This is a genomic window from Rubritepida flocculans DSM 14296, from assembly GCF_000425365.1.
GTDB lineage: Bacteria > Pseudomonadota > Alphaproteobacteria > Acetobacterales > Acetobacteraceae > Roseococcus > Roseococcus flocculans.
Genome location: NZ_KE384355.1, coordinates 35455 through 51904, shown reverse-complemented (window position 1 = coordinate 51904; position 16450 = coordinate 35455). Strand labels below are relative to the sequence as shown.

Sequence of the window (16450 nt, the reverse complement as noted above, 5' to 3'; positions counted from 1 at the left end):
ATGGATCCGACCGTCCTCGCCTGGGCGTTGGCGCAGCCTGCCGGCACCCGCGCATCCGTGCTGGCTGCGGCCTTCACCGGCGGCACCACGCGCGTGACCTTCGACGGTCGCACGGTGGAATACCGCTCGATCGCCGAGCTCGGCCGCGCGCTGTCCGTCCTCCACGCCGCCGAGAACGCCGCCGCGCGCCGCCCCAGCGTGACCTTCGCCAGCTTCTCTCGTGAGGGCAGCAGGTGATGGGCCGCCTTCGTGATGCCTGGCACGCCCTGCGTGGCTATGCCGCCGCGCAGGACAGCCGCGCCTCGACCTGGGCCGCCTCCGGGGGCAGCGCCACGGCTGAGGTCGGCGCCGCCGCGCCCACCGTCGCACGCCGCGCCCGCGATGCCGTCCGCAACGATCCCTATGCCGCCCGCATCGTCGATCTCTGGACCGGCAACGCGGTGGGTTCCGGCATCACCACCCGCTGGCCGGACAAGCCGCACGCTGAGGCCTGGCGGCGCTGGTCCGACAGCACGGCCTGTGACGCCGAGGGACGGCTCGACCTGTATGGCCTGCAGGCGCTGGTCATGCGCGCGGTCATCGAGAGCGGCGAATGCTTCGTCCGCCTGCTGCCCGCGGACATCAAGCCGTCCAACCCGATCGGGCTGCGGCTGCAGGTGCTGGAGAGCGACCACCTCGACACGGCACGGCAGGGCGTCATCGAGGGCGTTCCTACGCTGCAGGGCATTGGATTGGGCGAGGCCGGTGAGCCGGTCGGGTACTGGCTGCATCGCGTGCACCCCGGCGCGTCCTGGGTTCTGCCGGGAGGTGCCACCTGGCTCGGCAGCCAGCGGATCCCGGCCCGCGACGTGCTGCACATCTATCGCAAGCGCCGCCCCGGCCAGCTGCGGGACGTGTCCTGGCTGGCGCCGGTGCTGACCCGGCTGCGGGATCTTGGCGACTACGAGGCTGCCCTGCTGATGAAGGCCAAGATCGAGGCGTGCCTGGCCGCGGTGGTGTCCGAGGATGGCGACGACGCCATGACCGGCCCGGCCTCGGGCCTGCTGCGTGACGCGCAGGGCCGGACCGTCGAGAGCTTCGAGCCCGGCATGATCCTCTACCGCCGCGGCATGGGATCCGTGGAGGTGGTGAACCCTTCGGGCGGCGGGAGCCACGCCGCCTTCGCCCGCCGCGCGCTCGAGGCGTCCGCGGTCGGCACGGGCCTGACCTATGACCAGGTCGCCGGCGACCTCACGCAGGCGAACTACTCCAGCCTGCGCGCCGGCAAGATCGAGTTCCGCCGCCTCTGCGAGCAGGTCCAGTACGGCATGCTCATCCCGATGCTGGTGCGGCCCATCGCGGACCGCTTTCACGCCCAGGGCGCGCTGCTCGGCCTGTGGGCTGCCGATGTCCCGGAGGGCCTGTCCCACGTCCCGCCCGCGCACGAGATGATCGACCCGCTGAAGGACACCACGGCGCTCATCGCCCAGGTGCGCGCCGGCTTCGTGCCGCAGCCCGAGGCGGTGGGTGCCTTCGGCTACGACTTCCGCCAGGTCGTCGAGATGATCCGCGAGGCCAACGCCCTGCTCGACGAGGCCGGCCTCTCGCTCGACAGCGATCCACGCCGCGTCGCCAAGTCCGGCGCCGCGCAGGACGCGGCTCAGCTCGCCGCCATCGAGATTGCCGCCACCGGTGCCGCCTCGCCGCGCGCCGAGGCGCCGGCCACTTCCCCAGGAGCTTTTCCATGATCCCAGGCGGCTATGACTGGGCCGACGACATGCTTCGGGTGAAAAGCATGCGCCGGCGCTTCCGCGACAATTTCGGCGGCGACGTCATCAACCCGACGCGGTGGGAGGTGCTCTCCAGCGGCAGCGGCATGACGCTGTCCGTCGCCAACGGCACCGCGCAGATATCCACCGGCACCACGCTGGATGACGAGCTCGTCCTGCTGAGCCGCCAGAGCTTCATGCTCCCGCTGCGCGCGATGGTCGCGCTGAACCTCAGCCAGCGCATCGCCGGCCAGACCGCCTGGCTGGAACTGGTCAGCGTCACGCCCGAGACCAGCCAGCCCGACGAGCGCAACGTCGTCGCCTGGCGCCTGGACGGCATCAGCGCCACGCTGGCCAATTACGAGGTCGGCAGCGACGGCGCCCCCCGGCTCGGCACCGCCTCGGGCGTCACCATCCCCACGACCGCCCCGGCCGGCTGGTCGGTGCTGGAGCTCGAGCCGAACAGCGACGAATGCTACTTCCACGGCCGCGCGCTGGATGGCACCGGGCTGCGCGCCAATTCCTACGCCCGCCAGCAGCAGCTGCCCGACCCCGCCGCGCTGTATCGCTTCCGGGTGCGGGTGCGGAACCGGCAGGTGTTCCACGGCATCTCCGCTGTCACCAACAACGGCAGCAGCGCGGTGCGCATCACCCGTGCGGCGCATGGCTATGCGACCTCGGATTCTGTGACGGTGGCCAATGTCGCCGGCGTGCCGGGGGCGAATGGCACCTTCACCATCACGGTCATCGATGCGAACAACTTCGACCTGGTCGGTTCCAGCTTCACCGGCGCCTATGTGAACACCGGCTGGGCGACGATCAGCCGCAACCTGGCGCCGGCCAGCAGCACGGACCTGCGGCTGCAATTCGTCTCGATCTCCGATTATGCCGAGCTCACCACTGCCATCACCGCGGGCCGCGCCAATGCCGTGGCCGGCCAGGGGATCGGGGTAAATGTGCTCAGCGCCACGGCACCCGCGCTCAGCGTGGTCGGCGGCCAGGCCCGCAATACGGCGGGTGCCGTGCCGGTGCTGGCCGCCACAGGCTATTCAGCGAACCCGGTGGCGGTGACGACTGCACGCGGTGTCGACCTGCTAGCCACGCTGATCGGCGCAATCGTCACCAAGCCCTACGCCATCCCCGAGGCGGACTGGACCTATGCCGGGCCGCTGGCCGGCATCGCGACCGGCAGCGACACAGCTGTGCAGGCCGCGGCCGGTGCCGGTATCCGCCGGTATGTCACGGGGATGCAAGTGCAGAACGCCAGCGCCACCGCCACGGAATTCCAGATCCGCGACGGCACCACGCCGGTCTGGCGCGCGCTGCTGCCGGCGAATCTCGGCCCGACCAACATCGACTTCCCGACCCCGCTGCGCACCACGGCCAATGCCGCGCTGAACATCCAGGCGGTGACGGCAGGGGCGGTGGTGATCGCCAACCTCCAGGGCTTCACGGCGCCCTAAGCCCAGGATTTTTGCCCATGATCGAACCGATCGAACCGGGCGGGGATATCCCCGCACCGGAGCAAGAGGCTGCGCCCGATCGACTTCCCGCCGGAGGGCAGTCGATCACCGCCTGCCGCGCCCTGGCCGCGCCTGTGACCGTCAACCGTGCCGCGCGCACGGTCGAGGTGGTGTGGAGCACCGGCGCCCGCGCCCTCAACTTCGTGCCGCCGCTCGGCCCGATCATCGAGGAGCTCGACATGGCGCCCTCAGCGGTGCGCATGGATGCGCTGCGCTCGGGCCGCGCCCCGGTGCTTGACACCCACCGCCGTGCCGGCACCCGCGATGTGCTGGGCCGCGTCACCGCCGCGCGCCTCGAGACCGGCCGCGGCTACGCCACCCTGCAGTTCAGCGGCGCTGATGACGTGGAGCCGGTCTGGCAGCGCGTCGCCGACGGCACGCTGCAGTCCGTCAGCGTCGGCTATCGCGTCCACCGTTACGAGCCCCGCCCCGATGCCGCCACCGGCCAGACCATCCACCGCGCCGTGGATTGGGAGCCCTACGAGATCTCGATCGTGCCCGTCCCGGTGGATGGCCTGGCCGTGATCCGTGGTGAGGGGGACCAGGGCATCCCCGCCACCGCCATCGAACCCGCCCTGACCGAGGAACCACCCATGCCCGAGACCGCGCCGGCTTCGCCGGATCCCGCGCCGGCGCCGCCCGCGCCGCCCAGCACCCCGCCCCAGGAGAGCCCCGTGACCACCACCGCCCCGCCGGAACCCACCCGCGCCGCGCCGATCCCGCCCGATCTCGACGCCATCCGCGCCGAGGCGGACCGCGCCGCCGTCGAGCGCATCGCCGCCTATGAGCCGGTGCTGGCCGCCGCCCGCGGCCTGGTGACCCCCGACATGCTCGACGCCATGCGCGAGGCCGCCATCCGCGACCGCATCTCGCCCGAAGTGCTGCGTGGCCGCCTGTGGGACGCCTTCGCCCAGAGCGCGCCGCGCCCCTCCCTGCCGGCGCGCCCGGAGACCGGCCCCGGCCAGGACGACCCGGCCAGCCTGCTCGACGCCATGGCCGAGGCGCTCGCCGCCCGCTCCATGCCCGGCTACCAGGCGCCCAGCACGGGCCCCGGCGCCGGCCGCCACGTCGAATTCATGGGCTGGCGCCCCTCCGACATGATGGGCGAGCTGCTCCGCGCCCGGGGCGAGCGGAACATCCCCCGCAACCCCACCATCCTGGCCGAGCGCGCCTTCCACACCACCAGCGACTTCCCGGCACTGCTCTCGGCGGCGGCCAACAAGATGCTGCTGGCGGCCTATGCGCCCGCCGCGCCCACCTACCGCCAGATCTTCCTCCGGCGTGACTTCCGCGACTTCAAGCCGCACCGGCACCTGCGCGTGGGTGATTTCCCGACGCTGCTGCCGCTCATGGAGAACGGCGAAATCCAGGCCGGCACGATGTCCGAGAGCCAGGAGATCATCCTGCTGCAGACCTTCGCGCGACGCATCCGCGTCACGCGGCCGATGCTGGTGAACGACGACCTCGGTGCATTCACCGACTTCGCCGCCGCCATCGGCCGTCGGGTGGCGGACTTCGAGAACGCCACCGCCTATGGCCTGCTGAACTCGGCGAACGGCGACGGCCCGACGCTCTCCACCGGCAACGCCGCCGTGTTCGGCACCGCTGCCGCGCGCGCCAACAAGGCCTCCGCTGGCACCGCGCTCGACCTCGGTGGTCTGGCCGCGGGCCGAGCTGCCGTGATGCGCCAGCGCACGCTCGATGGCCTGCCCATCGCCGTCGGCGCGCAGATGCGTCTGCTCGTCGGGCCGAACCTCGAGCTGCCCGCCCGCCAGCTCACCGTGCCGGTCGCGGCCAACCAGATCAGCCAGGAGAACGTCTACGCCTCCTTCGTGCAGCCGGTGGTCGAGCCGCTGATCCCCGCCAACCGCTGGTACCTCTTTGCGGAGCCCACCGCGGCGCCGGTCTATGTCTACGGCTACCTGAACGGCGCCGAGGGCCCCCAGGTCACCACCGGCAATGTCCAGGGCGTGGATGGCGTCGAGGTCAGCGTGATCTTCGACTTCGGCGTCGGCGCCATCGACTGGCGCGGTGGCTACTTCAACGCCGGCACCTGATCCCTTCCCACCCATCGTCAACACCCTGCGACAGGCGCCACCGGACCATCGGGCGGCGCCTGTCGCGCATCCGGAGAACCACAATGCGCAACTGCATCCGCCCCGACGCTCGCTCCATTCCCATGGCCGTGCCCTATGCCGGCGGCATCCTCTCCGGCCAGGGCATGCTGGTCGGCGCGTTCTTCGGGGTGGCCGCGATGGACGCCGCCCAGAACGCCCCCGTCGAGTGCGAGACCCGCGGCGAGTTCGAACTGGCCAAGGAACCGGCATTGGCCATCACCGCCGGCGCACGCCTGTTCTGGGACAACGCGAACCGCCGTCTCACCACCACCGCCACCGGCAACTTCCAGGTCGGCATCGCCACCGCCGCCGCACTCGCAGCCGACACCACCGTGCGCACCATGCTGGCCCGCGTGCCGGCCTCGGGGGCGTGATGGCGAGCCTTCTGCCGCGCGACCGCGAGCGCCTGAAGGGCGTGCATCGTGACTTGGTCCGGGTCGTGGAGCGTGCGCGCCAAGCCGTACCCTTCATCGTGACGGAGGGACTGCGCACACGCGAGCGCCAGGCACGGCTCGTCGCCATCGGCGCCTCGCGCACCATGAACAGCCGGCATCTGACTGGCCATGCCGTCGATCTCGCCTATTGGCTGGATGACGGCGACGCCACGGTCGAGCACGGCGAAATCCGCTGGGACTGGCCGCTCTACGAGCAGATCGGTGCAGCCATGAAAGCAGCGGCGAAGGAACTCGGCGTGCCGATCACCTGGGGTGGCGACTGGACGTCGTTCCGGGATGGGCCGCATTTCGAGCTGGATCGGCGGAGCCACCCGGCGTGAGCGCCTTTGCCACCGCACTGGCCGCGCTGGTGGCGGACGCGAACCTTGGCGTGGAGGCCATCTTCCGCCAGGGCGGCATGGGCGCGCCCGTTCCCCTCCGCCTTCTGCGCTCCTCGCCCGACCGTGTCGCCGATGCCTTCGGGACGGAGATCATCTCCGCCACCGACATCCTCACCGTCTCCACCGCCGCGCTGCCCGTCATCGCGGCGGGGGACAGCTTCGCCCTCGGGGCCGAGCTGCTCACCGTCACCCACGCCGAGCGCGACGCCAGCGGCGCCGCCTGGCGCGTCCACTGCCAGCAATAGGAGCCCCTCATGGACCTCCCGCAGATCCTTCAATTGGCCGAGAACGGCGCTGGCCTTATCGCCATTCTGTTGCTGGTCTGGCGCGTGGACGGGCGCCTCGAGCAGGTGCGCGTGCTGCTGGAACGTCTCTCCACGCTGATGGAAACCGAGATCGGGCATCGCCGCCGCGACGACCGGGACGGCTGATGCGGCTCGCTGCGGCGATTGTCGGTGACCTGCGCCAGGTGCTGGCGGCGGAGCTCCGCGCGGGTGAGCGCGCCGCCATGCAGGCGATCCGGGCCGAGACCGAGCAGGTCAAGCAGGAACTGCGCCGGCAGGTGACCGACGCCTTCGGCGGCAATGCCCGCGGCATCGCCAATGCCTGGCGGTCGATGACCTTCCCGCAGGGCCGGCAGTCGCTGCGGCCGGCAGGGCTGGTGTTCACCAAAGTGCCGAGCGTGATCGACGCCTTCGAGCGTGGGGCGCTCATTCGTGCCAAGGGTGGCGGGAAGTTCCTGGCTGTCCCGACCGGCTTCAACGCAGCGCGCGGGCGCCGCGGGCGCGGTGCCAAGGGCATGCGCGTCACGCCGGCGCAGATGGTGGCGTCAGGGCAGGCCTTCCTGCGGCCCTTCAAATCTGGGCGCGGATTTGTGTGGTGCCTGCCGCTGCGCCAGGGCGAGCAGACCGGGCGGCGGCGGCGCACGCGATTGGTGGCGGGCGGCGTCACAGAGGTGGGGACCGCCAACCGCAAGGGCCGCGAGGCTTGGGCGCGCGGCCTGCTGGAACAGGGGATGGTGCCGATGTTTCTCCTGCTGCCCCAGGTGAAGCTCGCCAAGCGGCTGGACGTGCGCGGCGCTGCGGAGCGCGCGCTGCGTCGGCTGCCGGGACGCTTCGTCACAGCCTGGGAGCGCGAGGCCGGGAGAAGTGCAGCATGAGTGTGAGGGAAAGCGCGCTCGCCGCGTTGCACGCACGGCTCGGCGCGGCCTTGGCGAGCCGCGTTCCGCCGCCCGTCGTGCTGCGTGGCGAAACTGCGCCACAGCGTCTGCCAGCGGGTGGCCTCGTGGTCCTGCGCGATGGCGAAACGGTGGAGGAGACAGCGATCCTCTCCCCGCTCGCCTGGGCCATCGAGCATCGTGCGGAGATCGAGGTGACCGTAGCGGGCGCGACACCCGCCGCGCGCACCGCCCTCCTCGACGCGCTGCTCATGGACATCGCCGCCGCCATCTCGGCCGACCGCACCCTCGGCGGCGCGGTGGACTGGGCGCAGCCCGGCGCACCCTCCTTCGACGACGTCGAGTTCGAGGGTGCCGCCGCGGGCCGCGCGGCCTCCCTCCCCGTCACGTTGTTCTACACCGTCGCCGGCTCGCCGCTGGCCTGATCCCGGAGAACGCCCATGCCCCGTGCCATCGGCGCGAATTGCCGCCTGCTGACCTTTCCGGAATCCACCTACGGCACCGCCCCCGGTGGCAACTGGCGGCGCATGCCCTTCCTCTCCTGCGACCTCGGCGCCGAGCAGCCGCTGCTCGATGCCGACGTGATCGGCGTGGGCAGCAACCGCGATCCGGCCGCGCCCTTCCTGGACACGGTCACGGTCCAGGGTCAGGCGGTGGTGCCGGTGGACCTGGTCAACATCGGCCACTGGCTGCGCCTGCTGCTCGGGCCGCCCACCACCACCGGCACCAACCCGAACTTCATCCACAGCTTCGCCTCAGGCGCGGCGGCGCTGCCGAGCAATGCGGTGGAGATCGGCTATCCGGACGTGCCGAGCTTCGACGTCTGCACCGGCGTGCGCGCCGACACGCTGGAGATCGACTTCTCGCCGACTGGACCTGCGACCGCGACCTTCGGGTTGATGGGCCAGGGCTCGGCGCGCACCGGCAGCAGCGCCGGCGGCACGCCGACCAGCGCCGCCTATACGGCATTCAACAAGGCGCAGGGATCCATCACCCGCAGCGGCTCCGCGCTGGCTCAGGTCACCGGGGCGCGCATGACCTATGGCAACGGGATGGAGATGGTGCGCACCATCCGCGCCGACCGGCGCGTCGAGGGCGTGGATCCTGGCGTCGCACGCTGCACCGGGCAGGTGACGGTGCGCTTTGAAAACACCACGCTGCTGGCCCAGGCGCAGAACGGCACCGCCGCCGAGTTCGCCTTCGCCTACACCATCGACGCCAATCGCAGCCTCACCTTCACGCTGCACGAGGTCTATCTGGCGCTCGCCAAGACGCCGATCGAAGGGCCGGCCGGCGTGGAGGCGAGCTTCGATTTCCGGGCGGCGTTCAACGCGACGGCGACGCGCATGATGACGGCGGTGCTGCGCAACCAGCAGGCGGGCACGGAGTACGCATAAACCGGGGGAACGCGAGATTAGACTGGACGTCACTCAACGATGCGAAGCGACCGCGTATTCAGCGCGGAGCGGGCTCGCTGGATGGCTTGCTCCTTCGCTCCGAGGTCAGGCGCAGCGATAATCGCTTCCAATATTTCTTCAAAAACATCATGACGCTGGAGCCGCATAAGAACACCTACTTGATCCAATCCATCGGGAACAACATCCACGGTATATGAGTTATCTTTCACGTCGATCGAATAAGACAGCCGCAGATCATAACGTTTCAGCATTCGCCCAGCGCGATCGAGGGCACTGCGTAGAAGAATGGCTTCATCACCGGTTTTGCGTTCCATGACTGTGTGGTCCTCCTCGGTTCCCGACACTCTGTTCGGTGCAGCTCCGGCTGCCAGAGCAATCCTTCAACGGATCGCTGGTGATGATGGCGGCAGTGCTGCGGGATCTACAGGCAGGCACGAAGTAAGCGTGATCAACCGCTCTCACCGGACAGGTCAGCCAACAGCGTGGCGAGATCCTGGGATCCATGCACCACCCGCAGGATACGGGGCGGCTTCGTATCCGGCTCATAGACGATCAGATACGGCGAGTGCCGGAGAACGAAGAACCGGAATTGCTCCGGCGCGAATTCCGTGCGCACCGGCCCAATACATGGGTGCTCCCCAATGGATTTCGCTGCGCGGTTCGCCGCGACACGCAAGCGGTCCGCCGCAGCGGGATCCTCGCGGGCGATCCACGCCACGGCCTGCATCAGATCGGCCAGCGCCTCTCGCGTGAACCGCGCGACGATCCGCGCTCGCGCCGGACTCAAGCGCGTTGCTTGGCCGCGGCGATCACCGCCTTGAGTTCTGCGTCCACATCCTCGGCCGAAATCGTGCCCTCGCGATCGGCACGGGCGCTGACGTCGCAGAGCATCGCCACAAAGCGCTCGCGACGTTCCTCGGCCTCCTGCATCAGGCGCACGGCGTGGCGCATGACCTCGCTCGCACTGGCAAAGCGCCCTGAGGCGACACGCGCGTCGATGAACTGCTGCTGTTCCGGCGTCAGGCTGACATTGGGCACCGCACATCCTCCTTCGACACTTATGGCCAACTTGGCCATCGCGGGGTCGTGGGTCAAGGCCAACCCTTCAGGAGACCCCTATATGCTCATCCTCGACCTTCCCACTGAGCCCTACTGGGTCGATCTGCCTCGCGGCGTTCGCGTGGAAATCCGCCCCGTCACCACCGCCGTCATGGCCGCCGCCCAGGCCGGCTCCGCCCGTCGCCTCGGCGCGCTGCGGGCGTCCGAGGCCGATCTCGACCCGGATATAGCGCGCGGCCTGGCCTTCGCTTTCCTGGTCAAGGCGCTCGCCCGCCATGCGGTCACTGCCTGGGAGGGTGTTGGCGATGCCACCGGCAAACCACTGCCCCTCTCCCCTGAGGCCGTCGAACGTCTGATGGACATGGACGACATCGCCGCCGCCTTCTGGGACCGCGCCACCAGTCCGGTCGCCGCCGTGGCGCTGGAGGGAAACGGCTGAGGGCCCGCGCCGCCTGGCACTTCGGCCAGGGCCCCGACTACTGCCGCGGCTGCGCGGCCCTCGACCGCGACTGCGGCATGGCCTGCCCTTACGCCGCCCATGCGCCCACAACCGCCCAGGGCGCCGCCCTGTGGACCGCGGGCACCGCCTGCATCTCCGCCGGCATGGCCGGGCTTGAACTTGACACCGCCGGCACCCTGGCCCTTGCCCGCGAGATGGGCGTCTCCGGCTGGGCGGCTGCCGAGCTGCTGACCGCGCTGCGCATGGGCCTCGCCGCCGGTGCCGCTGCGCGCCGCCCATCGATCCCTGACGCAGGAGGCGCAGCCCATGGCGGATAGCACCCGCCGCGTCTCCGTGCGCCTGTCGCTGGACGACGCCGCACGCGTGAAGTCCGAACTGCGCGAGGTCGGCGAGGCCGGCCAGCGCTCGCTGGAACGCATCCAGGACGGCGCCGATCGCGCCTCCCGCGCCCTCTCCCTCATGGATGTCGCCGTCCGCGGCATCCAACTCGCCGGCGTCGCCGCCGGCCTGCGCGCCCTCGTCATGGCGGGCGACGCCCTGTCGCAGTCCATGGGCCGCCTCACCACCGCCGTGGGCGGCGTGGAGCGCGCGGCCGAGGTCTATGAGGCGCTGTATCGCGACGCATTGCAGACCGGTGTCGCCGTCCGCGAAAGCGTGGACGCCTTCCAGCGCTTCTCGATCGCCGCGCGCGAGATCGGCGCCACCTCCGACCAGGTGCTGCGCCTGGTCGCCGGCCTGCAGCGCGTTGCCATCTCGTCCGGCGCCAGCACCGCCGAGATCCAGGGCAGCACCCAGCAGTTGGCGCAGGCCTTGGCGTCCGGCGTGCTGCAGGGCGACGAGCTGCGCTCGATCCTGGAGGGCCTGCCCACCCTGGCCCAGGCCCTGGCCGGTGAGCTGGGCGTCTCCATCGGTGAGCTGCGCAAGCTGGGCGCCGAGGGCAAGCTCACCGCCGACGTGGTCTTCCCGGCCCTGCTGCGCGCCGTGGAGCGGGTCAATGGCGAGTTCGAGCGCGCGCCGCTGTCCGTCGGCCGCGCCTTCGGGCAGCTCACCGCCGCGGCCGACCAGTTCCTCGCGCGCCTCGATCAGGCGATCGGCCTCTCCAACGGCCTCGCCCGCGCGCTCTCCGGCGCCGCCCGGGTGCTGGACGGCGTGCGCCGTGGCGCCGGCCTGCTCACCGGCGAGGAGCGCCTCGCCGACCAGCGCCGCACCGCCGAGGCGCTGCGCGCGGAGATCGCACGGCTCGAGGCGGAGGCCGAGGGCGCCGCCGCCCGCACGCCGCGCCGCGGCTCGATCCGCCCAGGCCTCGTCGGCACTGCTGAGCAGCAGGCCGGCGTGGACCGCACCGCCCGCCTGGCCGAACTTCGCCAAGCCTACGCCGACATCACCGAGGAGGTCGCCCGCGGCGAGCGTGAGGCGGCCGAGCGCGGCCGCCAGGAGAGCGAGGCCGCCGCTGCCCAGGCCGCCGAGAGCCGGCGCCGCCGTGCCGCCCAAGACACCGACGAGCTGCGCCGCCAGCTGGACGACCGCTTTCGTATCACCACCGAGTTCGATGAGCGCGTCCGTCGTCTGCGAGAGGCCGAGGGCGCCGGGGCTATCGATGCCGCCGAGCGCCAGCGACTGGAAACGCTGGCCACCCGCGAGCGCGACGAGGCGCTCCGCCGCCTTGAAGGTTCCGTCCGCCGTGTCACCGCTGCCCAGCGCGACAACCGCGATGCCGAACGCGAGGCCAACGAGGTGCTGCGCGAGCGCGAGCGCCTCATCCAGCAGAACGAGAACGCCTATGAGCGCTACGCCAGGCGCCTGTCCAACCTGGGCACGCTGGTCGAGCGCGCGGAGCGCATCGGCCAGCCCATCCCCGACGAAACCATTTCGCGGGAGGCCCAGGCGGCGCTGGAGGAGTTGGAGCGCGGCCAGGAGCGCGTGCAGCGCGCCACCGAGCGCGCCTCCGACACCGCGCGCGAACTGGGGCTGACCTTCTCGTCGGCCTTCGAGGACGCGGTGATCCGCGGCGAGAGCCTGTCCAAGGTGCTGCAAGGCATCGGGCAGGACATCGCCCGCATCATCGCGCGGCGCACCATCACCGAGCCGCTGGGCAATGCGCTCACCGGCGCGCTGTCGGGCTTCTCGTTCGGGGGCATCTTCGACGGGATCGGATCGTGGCTCGGCGGGCTGTTCCGCGCAGAGGGCGGGCCGGTCACGGCCGGCCAGCCCTACATCGTGGGCGAGCGCGGGCCCGAATGGTTCGTGCCGCAGCAGTCGGGGACGGTGCTGCCCAACGGCACCGCGCCAGCCGGCGGCCCCACCATCCACACGACGTTGAACATCGACGCGCGTGGGGCGGACGCCGGCGTGGAGGCGCGGCTGCGGCTGATGGGTCAGCAGATCGCGCGGCAGGCCACCGCCATGACGCTCGACGCCATCCGCCGCGGTGGCACCGCCTACGACACGGTGAGGAGGTAGAGCCATGACGGAGTACGCCTGGCCGCCGGAGCTGCGCCCCTCCCGGCAGGTCTTCTACCTTCAGCCCAACACCCTGCGCTTTGTCTCCCCGCTCACGCGCCAGACCCAGGTGCTGCGCCGGGAGGGCGCGCGCTGGATGGCGGAGATGACCTTCGACCCGTTGAACCCGCGCCTGGCTGGCGTGCTGGAGGGGCTGGTGGCCGCGCTCGCCGGCTCAGTGAACACCGTCCGCCTGCGCGACTTCCGCCGCGAGTTCCGCTCCGGCGATCCGCGCAGCCAGGGCGATGTGCCGAGCGGGCCGTACAGCTTCAACGACGCCACGATCTTCACGGACGGGACGGGGATGGTGGTGGGCTCGGGCAATCCCGCGCTCGCCGCCGGGGCGCCGCGCGGCGCGCTGTCGCTGGTCACGCAGGGTTGGTGGCCGAACACGCTGGCCGTCGGCGCGGGCGACCACATCGGCCTCGGCGGGCGGCTCTACATGGCCACCGCGCGCGTCATGGCGTCGGGCACGGGCACGGCCTCCATCCCCATCGCACCCCCGCTGCGCGCCGCCGCGCCGATCGGCGAGGCGCTGTTCTTCTCGAACGTCTCCACGCCCATGCGGCTCGTCTCCGACGACGAGGGCATCAACCCCACCCGGCCGGGGCGCTTCACCAGCATCACCTGCCGATTTGAGGAGGCCCTGTAGGCCACGCCATGACCGAACCTGCCATCCGCGCCACGCCACGCCTCTCCGTCCAGGCCGCCGCCGCCGCCACCGCGCCCGTCGTCGCCCCCGTCATCCTCTGCGAGCTCGACTTCGCCACCGGCGCGTTTCGGGTGTGGTCGGGCCTCGGCACGCTGAACTGGGCCGGGCGCAGCTTCGAGGGCATCGGCGACATCGGCGCCATGGGCGAGGTGGAAGAAACGGTCGAGCTGCGCGCCGTGCGCTTGACCCTCGCCCTCTCGCCCGTGCCGCAGGAGGTCATCGACATCGCGCTGTCGGAGCGATCCTATCGGCTGCGCCCGGCGCGGGTGTGGCTCGCGCTGTTGGACGAGGACGGCGCCTTCGTGGCGGACCCGTTCCCGCTCTGGGCGGGCATCATGGACACGATGGAGGTGGTGGACGGCGCCGAGCCGCGCGTGACGCTCGCCTGCGAGAGCCGCCTCGTGGACCTCGAGCGCGCTGAGGTGCGGCGCTACACCGACGCCGACCAGCAGGCCGAGTTCCCGGGCGACCGATTCTTCGAGTTCGTGCCCGCGCTGCAGGACGCCGAGATTCGGCTGCCAGCGCGGTAATGCGCCATCCCGATTGGATTGCCCGGCTCGCAGCCCTGCTGCGGGAGGCGGAGACGCGCACCTTCGATGCGCGGCATTGGAACTGCGCGATCTTCGCCATCGCGGCGGTGGAGGCTGTGACGGGGCAGTACCCGCACGTGCGCGTGCTGCCCGATCTCGCCGCCTCGGCCGACAGCGCGGGCTTTCCGCGCGTCGCGCCCGCCTTCGCACGCTGCGGCGACGTTGTGCTCGCACCCGATCCCGCCCGCCTCGGTGTCGTCCTCGACACCGGCCGCGTCGCCTTCGTCGGGCCGCGCGGCCTGCTCAGCGCGGCGCTCACAGAATGCGCCATCGCCTGGAGGATTGGCTGACAGATGCCGGCTGCCATCCCCATCATCGCCGTGGTCGCGGGCGCCGTCGGCTCCGCGGCCGTCGGCGGCGGCGTCATCGGCGCGCTCGTCGGCGCGGGGGCTGCCATCGCCGTCTCCTTCATCGGCAGCCAGGTCTTCCCCCAGAACACCGCCGCCGCCCGAGGCAGCTCCGCAACCTTCACGGACACCGGCGGCGGCTCGGGCGGCACCGCGCCCACCGCCGTCGAGGCTCAGGCCCGCACCCAATCCTTCCGCCAGGCCATCACCGAGCACGCCCTGGTCTTAGGCCGCTGCAAGGTCTCGGGGCCCATCGTCTTCGTGCACAGCAGCCCCGACGACGAGGGCCGCGCCGACGGCTACTTCCACGCCGTCGTGGTGCTGGCCGCTCACCGCGTCCGCGCCATCGGCGAGGTCTGGCTCGGCGACACACTGGCCACCGATGCGAAGTTCTCGGGCCTGGTCCGGATTGACCGTCATCTCGGCGACCCCGGCCAGGCCGCCAATACCAACCTCATCGCCGAGACCGGCGGCAAGTGGACCGCAGCGCATCGCGGGCAGGGCCGCGCCTACATGGCGCTGCGCCTCAAGATCACGCCCGAGGCCTTCCCTTCGGGCCCGCCCAACATGGCCGCGCTGGTCGAGGGCGCCGACACCATCCGCGATCCGCGCAGCGGCGCCGTGGGCTGGTCCGACAACCCGGCGCTCTGCCTCGCCTGGTACCTCACCGCCCCCTTTGGCTGGCGGGCAGCCTGGGACGAGATCGACACGCCCGCCCTCATCGCCGCGGCCAACATCTGCGACGAGATCATGGGCCGGCGCGACGGCACCGCCGAGCGCCGCTACACCGTCAACGGCCGCGTCTCGCTGGGCGAGGGCAAGATCGCCATCACGCGGAAGCTGCTCGCCGCCATGGCGGGCACGATGGTGGTCTCGGGCGGGCGCTTCGTGATCCACGCCGGCGCGCCCGCGCTGCCGGCCGCCACCATCACCGCCGCCGATCTGCGCGGTGACGTCTCCGTCATGGGCTCACGCCCGCGGCGGGATCTCTTCAACGGGGTGCGGGCTGTCTACGTGGATCCCGGCAAGAATTGGCAGCCCACCGACGCGCCGCCGCTGCTGGCCGCCAACTACGTCACGGAGGATGGCGGCGAGGCGATCTATCGCGATCTCGACTTCCCTTTGACCACCTCCGCCGCGACCGTCCAGCGCCTCATGAAGGTGGAGTTGGAGCGCAACCGCCGCCAGCGCGCGGTGGTGGTGCAAGCGAACCTCTCGGCGCTGCGCCTGCGCCCCTGGGATGGGGTGCTTGTCGCCATCGACCGCATCGAGCCCTTCCCGGCACGCATCACCGGCTGGCGCTTCGCGCCGGAGGGCGGGATCGACCTGACGCTCTCTGAGGAGGACGCGGCGGTGTGGGACTGGAACCCCGCCGTGGACGAGCGGGCCACAGGGGACACCCCCACCGTCATCCTGCCCCGGCCGGGCAGCATCGCCACGCCCGCCGCCATCCGGGTTGGCACGCCCACCACGGCCACCTTCGCGGCGCTGGGCGCGGACTGGACGGCCGTGCCCTCAGCCTACCTCGGCGGCTACGAGGTCGAGGCCCGGCCCGCCTCCCTGGCCAACTGGCTCGCCGTGGCGGCCGGCACAGGGGCGCTCTTCGCGGTGTTCCCCAGCGTGGAGCCCACCGCCTTTCGCGTCCGCGCCCGCGCGCGGAGCGGGGCGGTGTCGGGGTGGCAGGAGGCGGCGATCCCGGCCGCGCCCTCGGGCTTGGCCGCCGTGGGTGTGGCGGGCGGGATCCAGGTGACCGGCGCCTATCCCGCCGGCGCCACGGCGTTGCAGGTGTTCGAGGCTACCTCCAACAGCCTCGCCGCCACGGTGCTGCACGCGCAGATCACGACGCTGCCATGGACGCGCTCCGGCCTCGCCACCGGACAGGCGCGCTGGCTCTGGCTGCGCAGCGTCTCGCCCGAGGGCAACGTCTCGGCGCTCGCCGGCCCCGTCACCGCCACCGCGCTATAG

The 16450-nt window shown here is 71.6% G+C and carries 21 protein-coding genes; 18 read left to right on the top strand and 3 right to left on the bottom strand.

Going from position 1 to position 16450, the window contains the following annotated elements:
- The 11 genes from H596_RS0119205 (at window position 1) to H596_RS0119155 (ending at window position 8797) form a co-directional block, all read left to right on the top strand.
- Entirely contained in the window at window positions 1-237 is a 237-nt protein-coding gene (locus H596_RS0119205; RefSeq protein ID WP_027286234.1) for a phage head-tail joining protein, read from the top strand.
- Entirely contained in the window at window positions 237-1727 is a 1491-nt protein-coding gene (locus H596_RS0119200) for a phage portal protein (protein WP_027286233.1), read from the top strand. The genes H596_RS0119205 and H596_RS0119200 overlap by 1 nt, the downstream gene beginning before the upstream one ends.
- Entirely contained in the window at window positions 1724-3211 is a 1488-nt protein-coding gene (locus tag H596_RS0119195; RefSeq protein WP_027286232.1) for a hypothetical protein, read from the top strand. Before H596_RS0119200 ends, H596_RS0119195 begins: the two co-directional genes overlap by 4 nt.
- A gap of 17 nt (window positions 3212-3228) precedes the next feature.
- On the top strand, window positions 3229-5328 hold the full coding sequence (locus H596_RS0119190; RefSeq protein ID WP_027286231.1) for a prohead protease/major capsid protein fusion protein: 2100 nt from the start codon (window positions 3229-3231) through the stop codon (window positions 5326-5328).
- 83 nt (window positions 5329-5411) lie between these two features.
- Entirely contained in the window at window positions 5412-5762 is a 351-nt protein-coding gene (locus tag H596_RS0119185; RefSeq protein ID WP_027286230.1) for a DUF2190 family protein, read from the top strand.
- Window positions 5762-6163 carry a M15 family metallopeptidase gene (locus tag H596_RS0119180; protein ID WP_027286229.1) on the top strand — a complete coding sequence of 134 codons (402 nt, stop codon included), beginning with the start codon at window positions 5762-5764 and terminating at the stop codon, window positions 6161-6163. Before H596_RS0119185 ends, H596_RS0119180 begins: the two co-directional genes overlap by 1 nt.
- Window positions 6160-6468, top strand: coding sequence for a head-tail joining protein (locus H596_RS0119175; RefSeq protein ID WP_027286228.1), 309 nt, complete (start codon window positions 6160-6162; stop codon window positions 6466-6468). Before H596_RS0119180 ends, H596_RS0119175 begins: the two co-directional genes overlap by 4 nt.
- Before the next feature lie 9 nt (window positions 6469-6477).
- Complete coding sequence (locus H596_RS24030; protein ID WP_156910204.1) at window positions 6478-6654, top strand: hypothetical protein; 177 nt, start codon at window positions 6478-6480, stop codon at window positions 6652-6654.
- Window positions 6654-7382, top strand: coding sequence for a DUF6441 family protein (locus H596_RS0119165; RefSeq protein ID WP_027286227.1), 729 nt, complete (start codon window positions 6654-6656; stop codon window positions 7380-7382). Before H596_RS24030 ends, H596_RS0119165 begins: the two co-directional genes overlap by 1 nt.
- A gap of 149 nt (window positions 7383-7531) precedes the next feature.
- Window positions 7532-7825: a hypothetical protein gene (locus tag H596_RS0119160; protein ID WP_245584087.1), complete on the top strand. Its 294-nt coding sequence runs from the start codon at window positions 7532-7534 to the stop codon at window positions 7823-7825.
- Window positions 7826-7840: 15 nt separating this feature from the next.
- Complete coding sequence (locus H596_RS0119155) at window positions 7841-8797, top strand: phage tail tube protein (protein ID WP_027286225.1); 957 nt, start codon at window positions 7841-7843, stop codon at window positions 8795-8797.
- Between the two features lie 29 nt (window positions 8798-8826).
- Here the strand turns inward: H596_RS0119155 and H596_RS24025 are convergent, their stop codons facing one another.
- The 3 genes from H596_RS24025 to H596_RS0119145 form a co-directional block, all read right to left on the bottom strand.
- Complete coding sequence (locus H596_RS24025) at window positions 8827-9132, bottom strand: hypothetical protein (RefSeq protein WP_156910203.1); 306 nt, start codon at window positions 9130-9132, stop codon at window positions 8827-8829.
- Between the two features lie 134 nt (window positions 9133-9266).
- On the bottom strand, window positions 9267-9605 hold the full coding sequence (locus tag H596_RS0119150; protein ID WP_051213476.1) for a type II toxin-antitoxin system RelE/ParE family toxin: 339 nt from the start codon (window positions 9603-9605) through the stop codon (window positions 9267-9269).
- Window positions 9602-9856, bottom strand: coding sequence for a type II toxin-antitoxin system ParD family antitoxin (locus tag H596_RS0119145; protein WP_027286223.1), 255 nt, complete (start codon window positions 9854-9856; stop codon window positions 9602-9604). Before H596_RS0119145 ends, H596_RS0119150 begins: the two co-directional genes overlap by 4 nt.
- An 82-nt stretch (window positions 9857-9938) precedes the next feature.
- On the opposite strand from H596_RS0119145, the gene H596_RS0119140 reads away from it, so the two are divergent.
- The 7 genes from H596_RS0119140 (at window position 9939) to H596_RS0119110 (ending at window position 16450) form a co-directional block, all read left to right on the top strand.
- A complete protein-coding gene (locus H596_RS0119140; RefSeq protein ID WP_027286222.1) occupies window positions 9939-10316 on the top strand; it encodes a hypothetical protein in 378 nt (125 codons plus the stop codon).
- Between the two features lie 164 nt (window positions 10317-10480).
- Entirely contained in the window at window positions 10481-10654 is a 174-nt protein-coding gene (locus H596_RS24300; RefSeq protein ID WP_169579901.1) for a hypothetical protein, read from the top strand.
- Window positions 10655-10670: 16 nt separating this feature from the next.
- Window positions 10671-12797, top strand: coding sequence for a tape measure protein (locus tag H596_RS0119130; protein ID WP_245584086.1), 2127 nt, complete (start codon window positions 10671-10673; stop codon window positions 12795-12797).
- A 4-nt stretch (window positions 12798-12801) separates the two neighbouring features.
- Window positions 12802-13488: a hypothetical protein gene (locus H596_RS0119125; protein ID WP_027286220.1), complete on the top strand. Its 687-nt coding sequence runs from the start codon at window positions 12802-12804 to the stop codon at window positions 13486-13488.
- A gap of 8 nt (window positions 13489-13496) precedes the next feature.
- Complete coding sequence (locus H596_RS0119120; RefSeq protein ID WP_027286219.1) at window positions 13497-14078, top strand: hypothetical protein; 582 nt, start codon at window positions 13497-13499, stop codon at window positions 14076-14078.
- Entirely contained in the window at window positions 14078-14428 is a 351-nt protein-coding gene (locus H596_RS0119115) for a DUF6950 family protein (RefSeq protein ID WP_027286218.1), read from the top strand. Before H596_RS0119120 ends, H596_RS0119115 begins: the two co-directional genes overlap by 1 nt.
- A 3-nt stretch (window positions 14429-14431) precedes the next feature.
- Window positions 14432-16450, top strand: a complete 2019-nt coding sequence (locus H596_RS0119110) for a phage tail protein (RefSeq protein ID WP_027286217.1) — start codon at window positions 14432-14434, stop codon at window positions 16448-16450.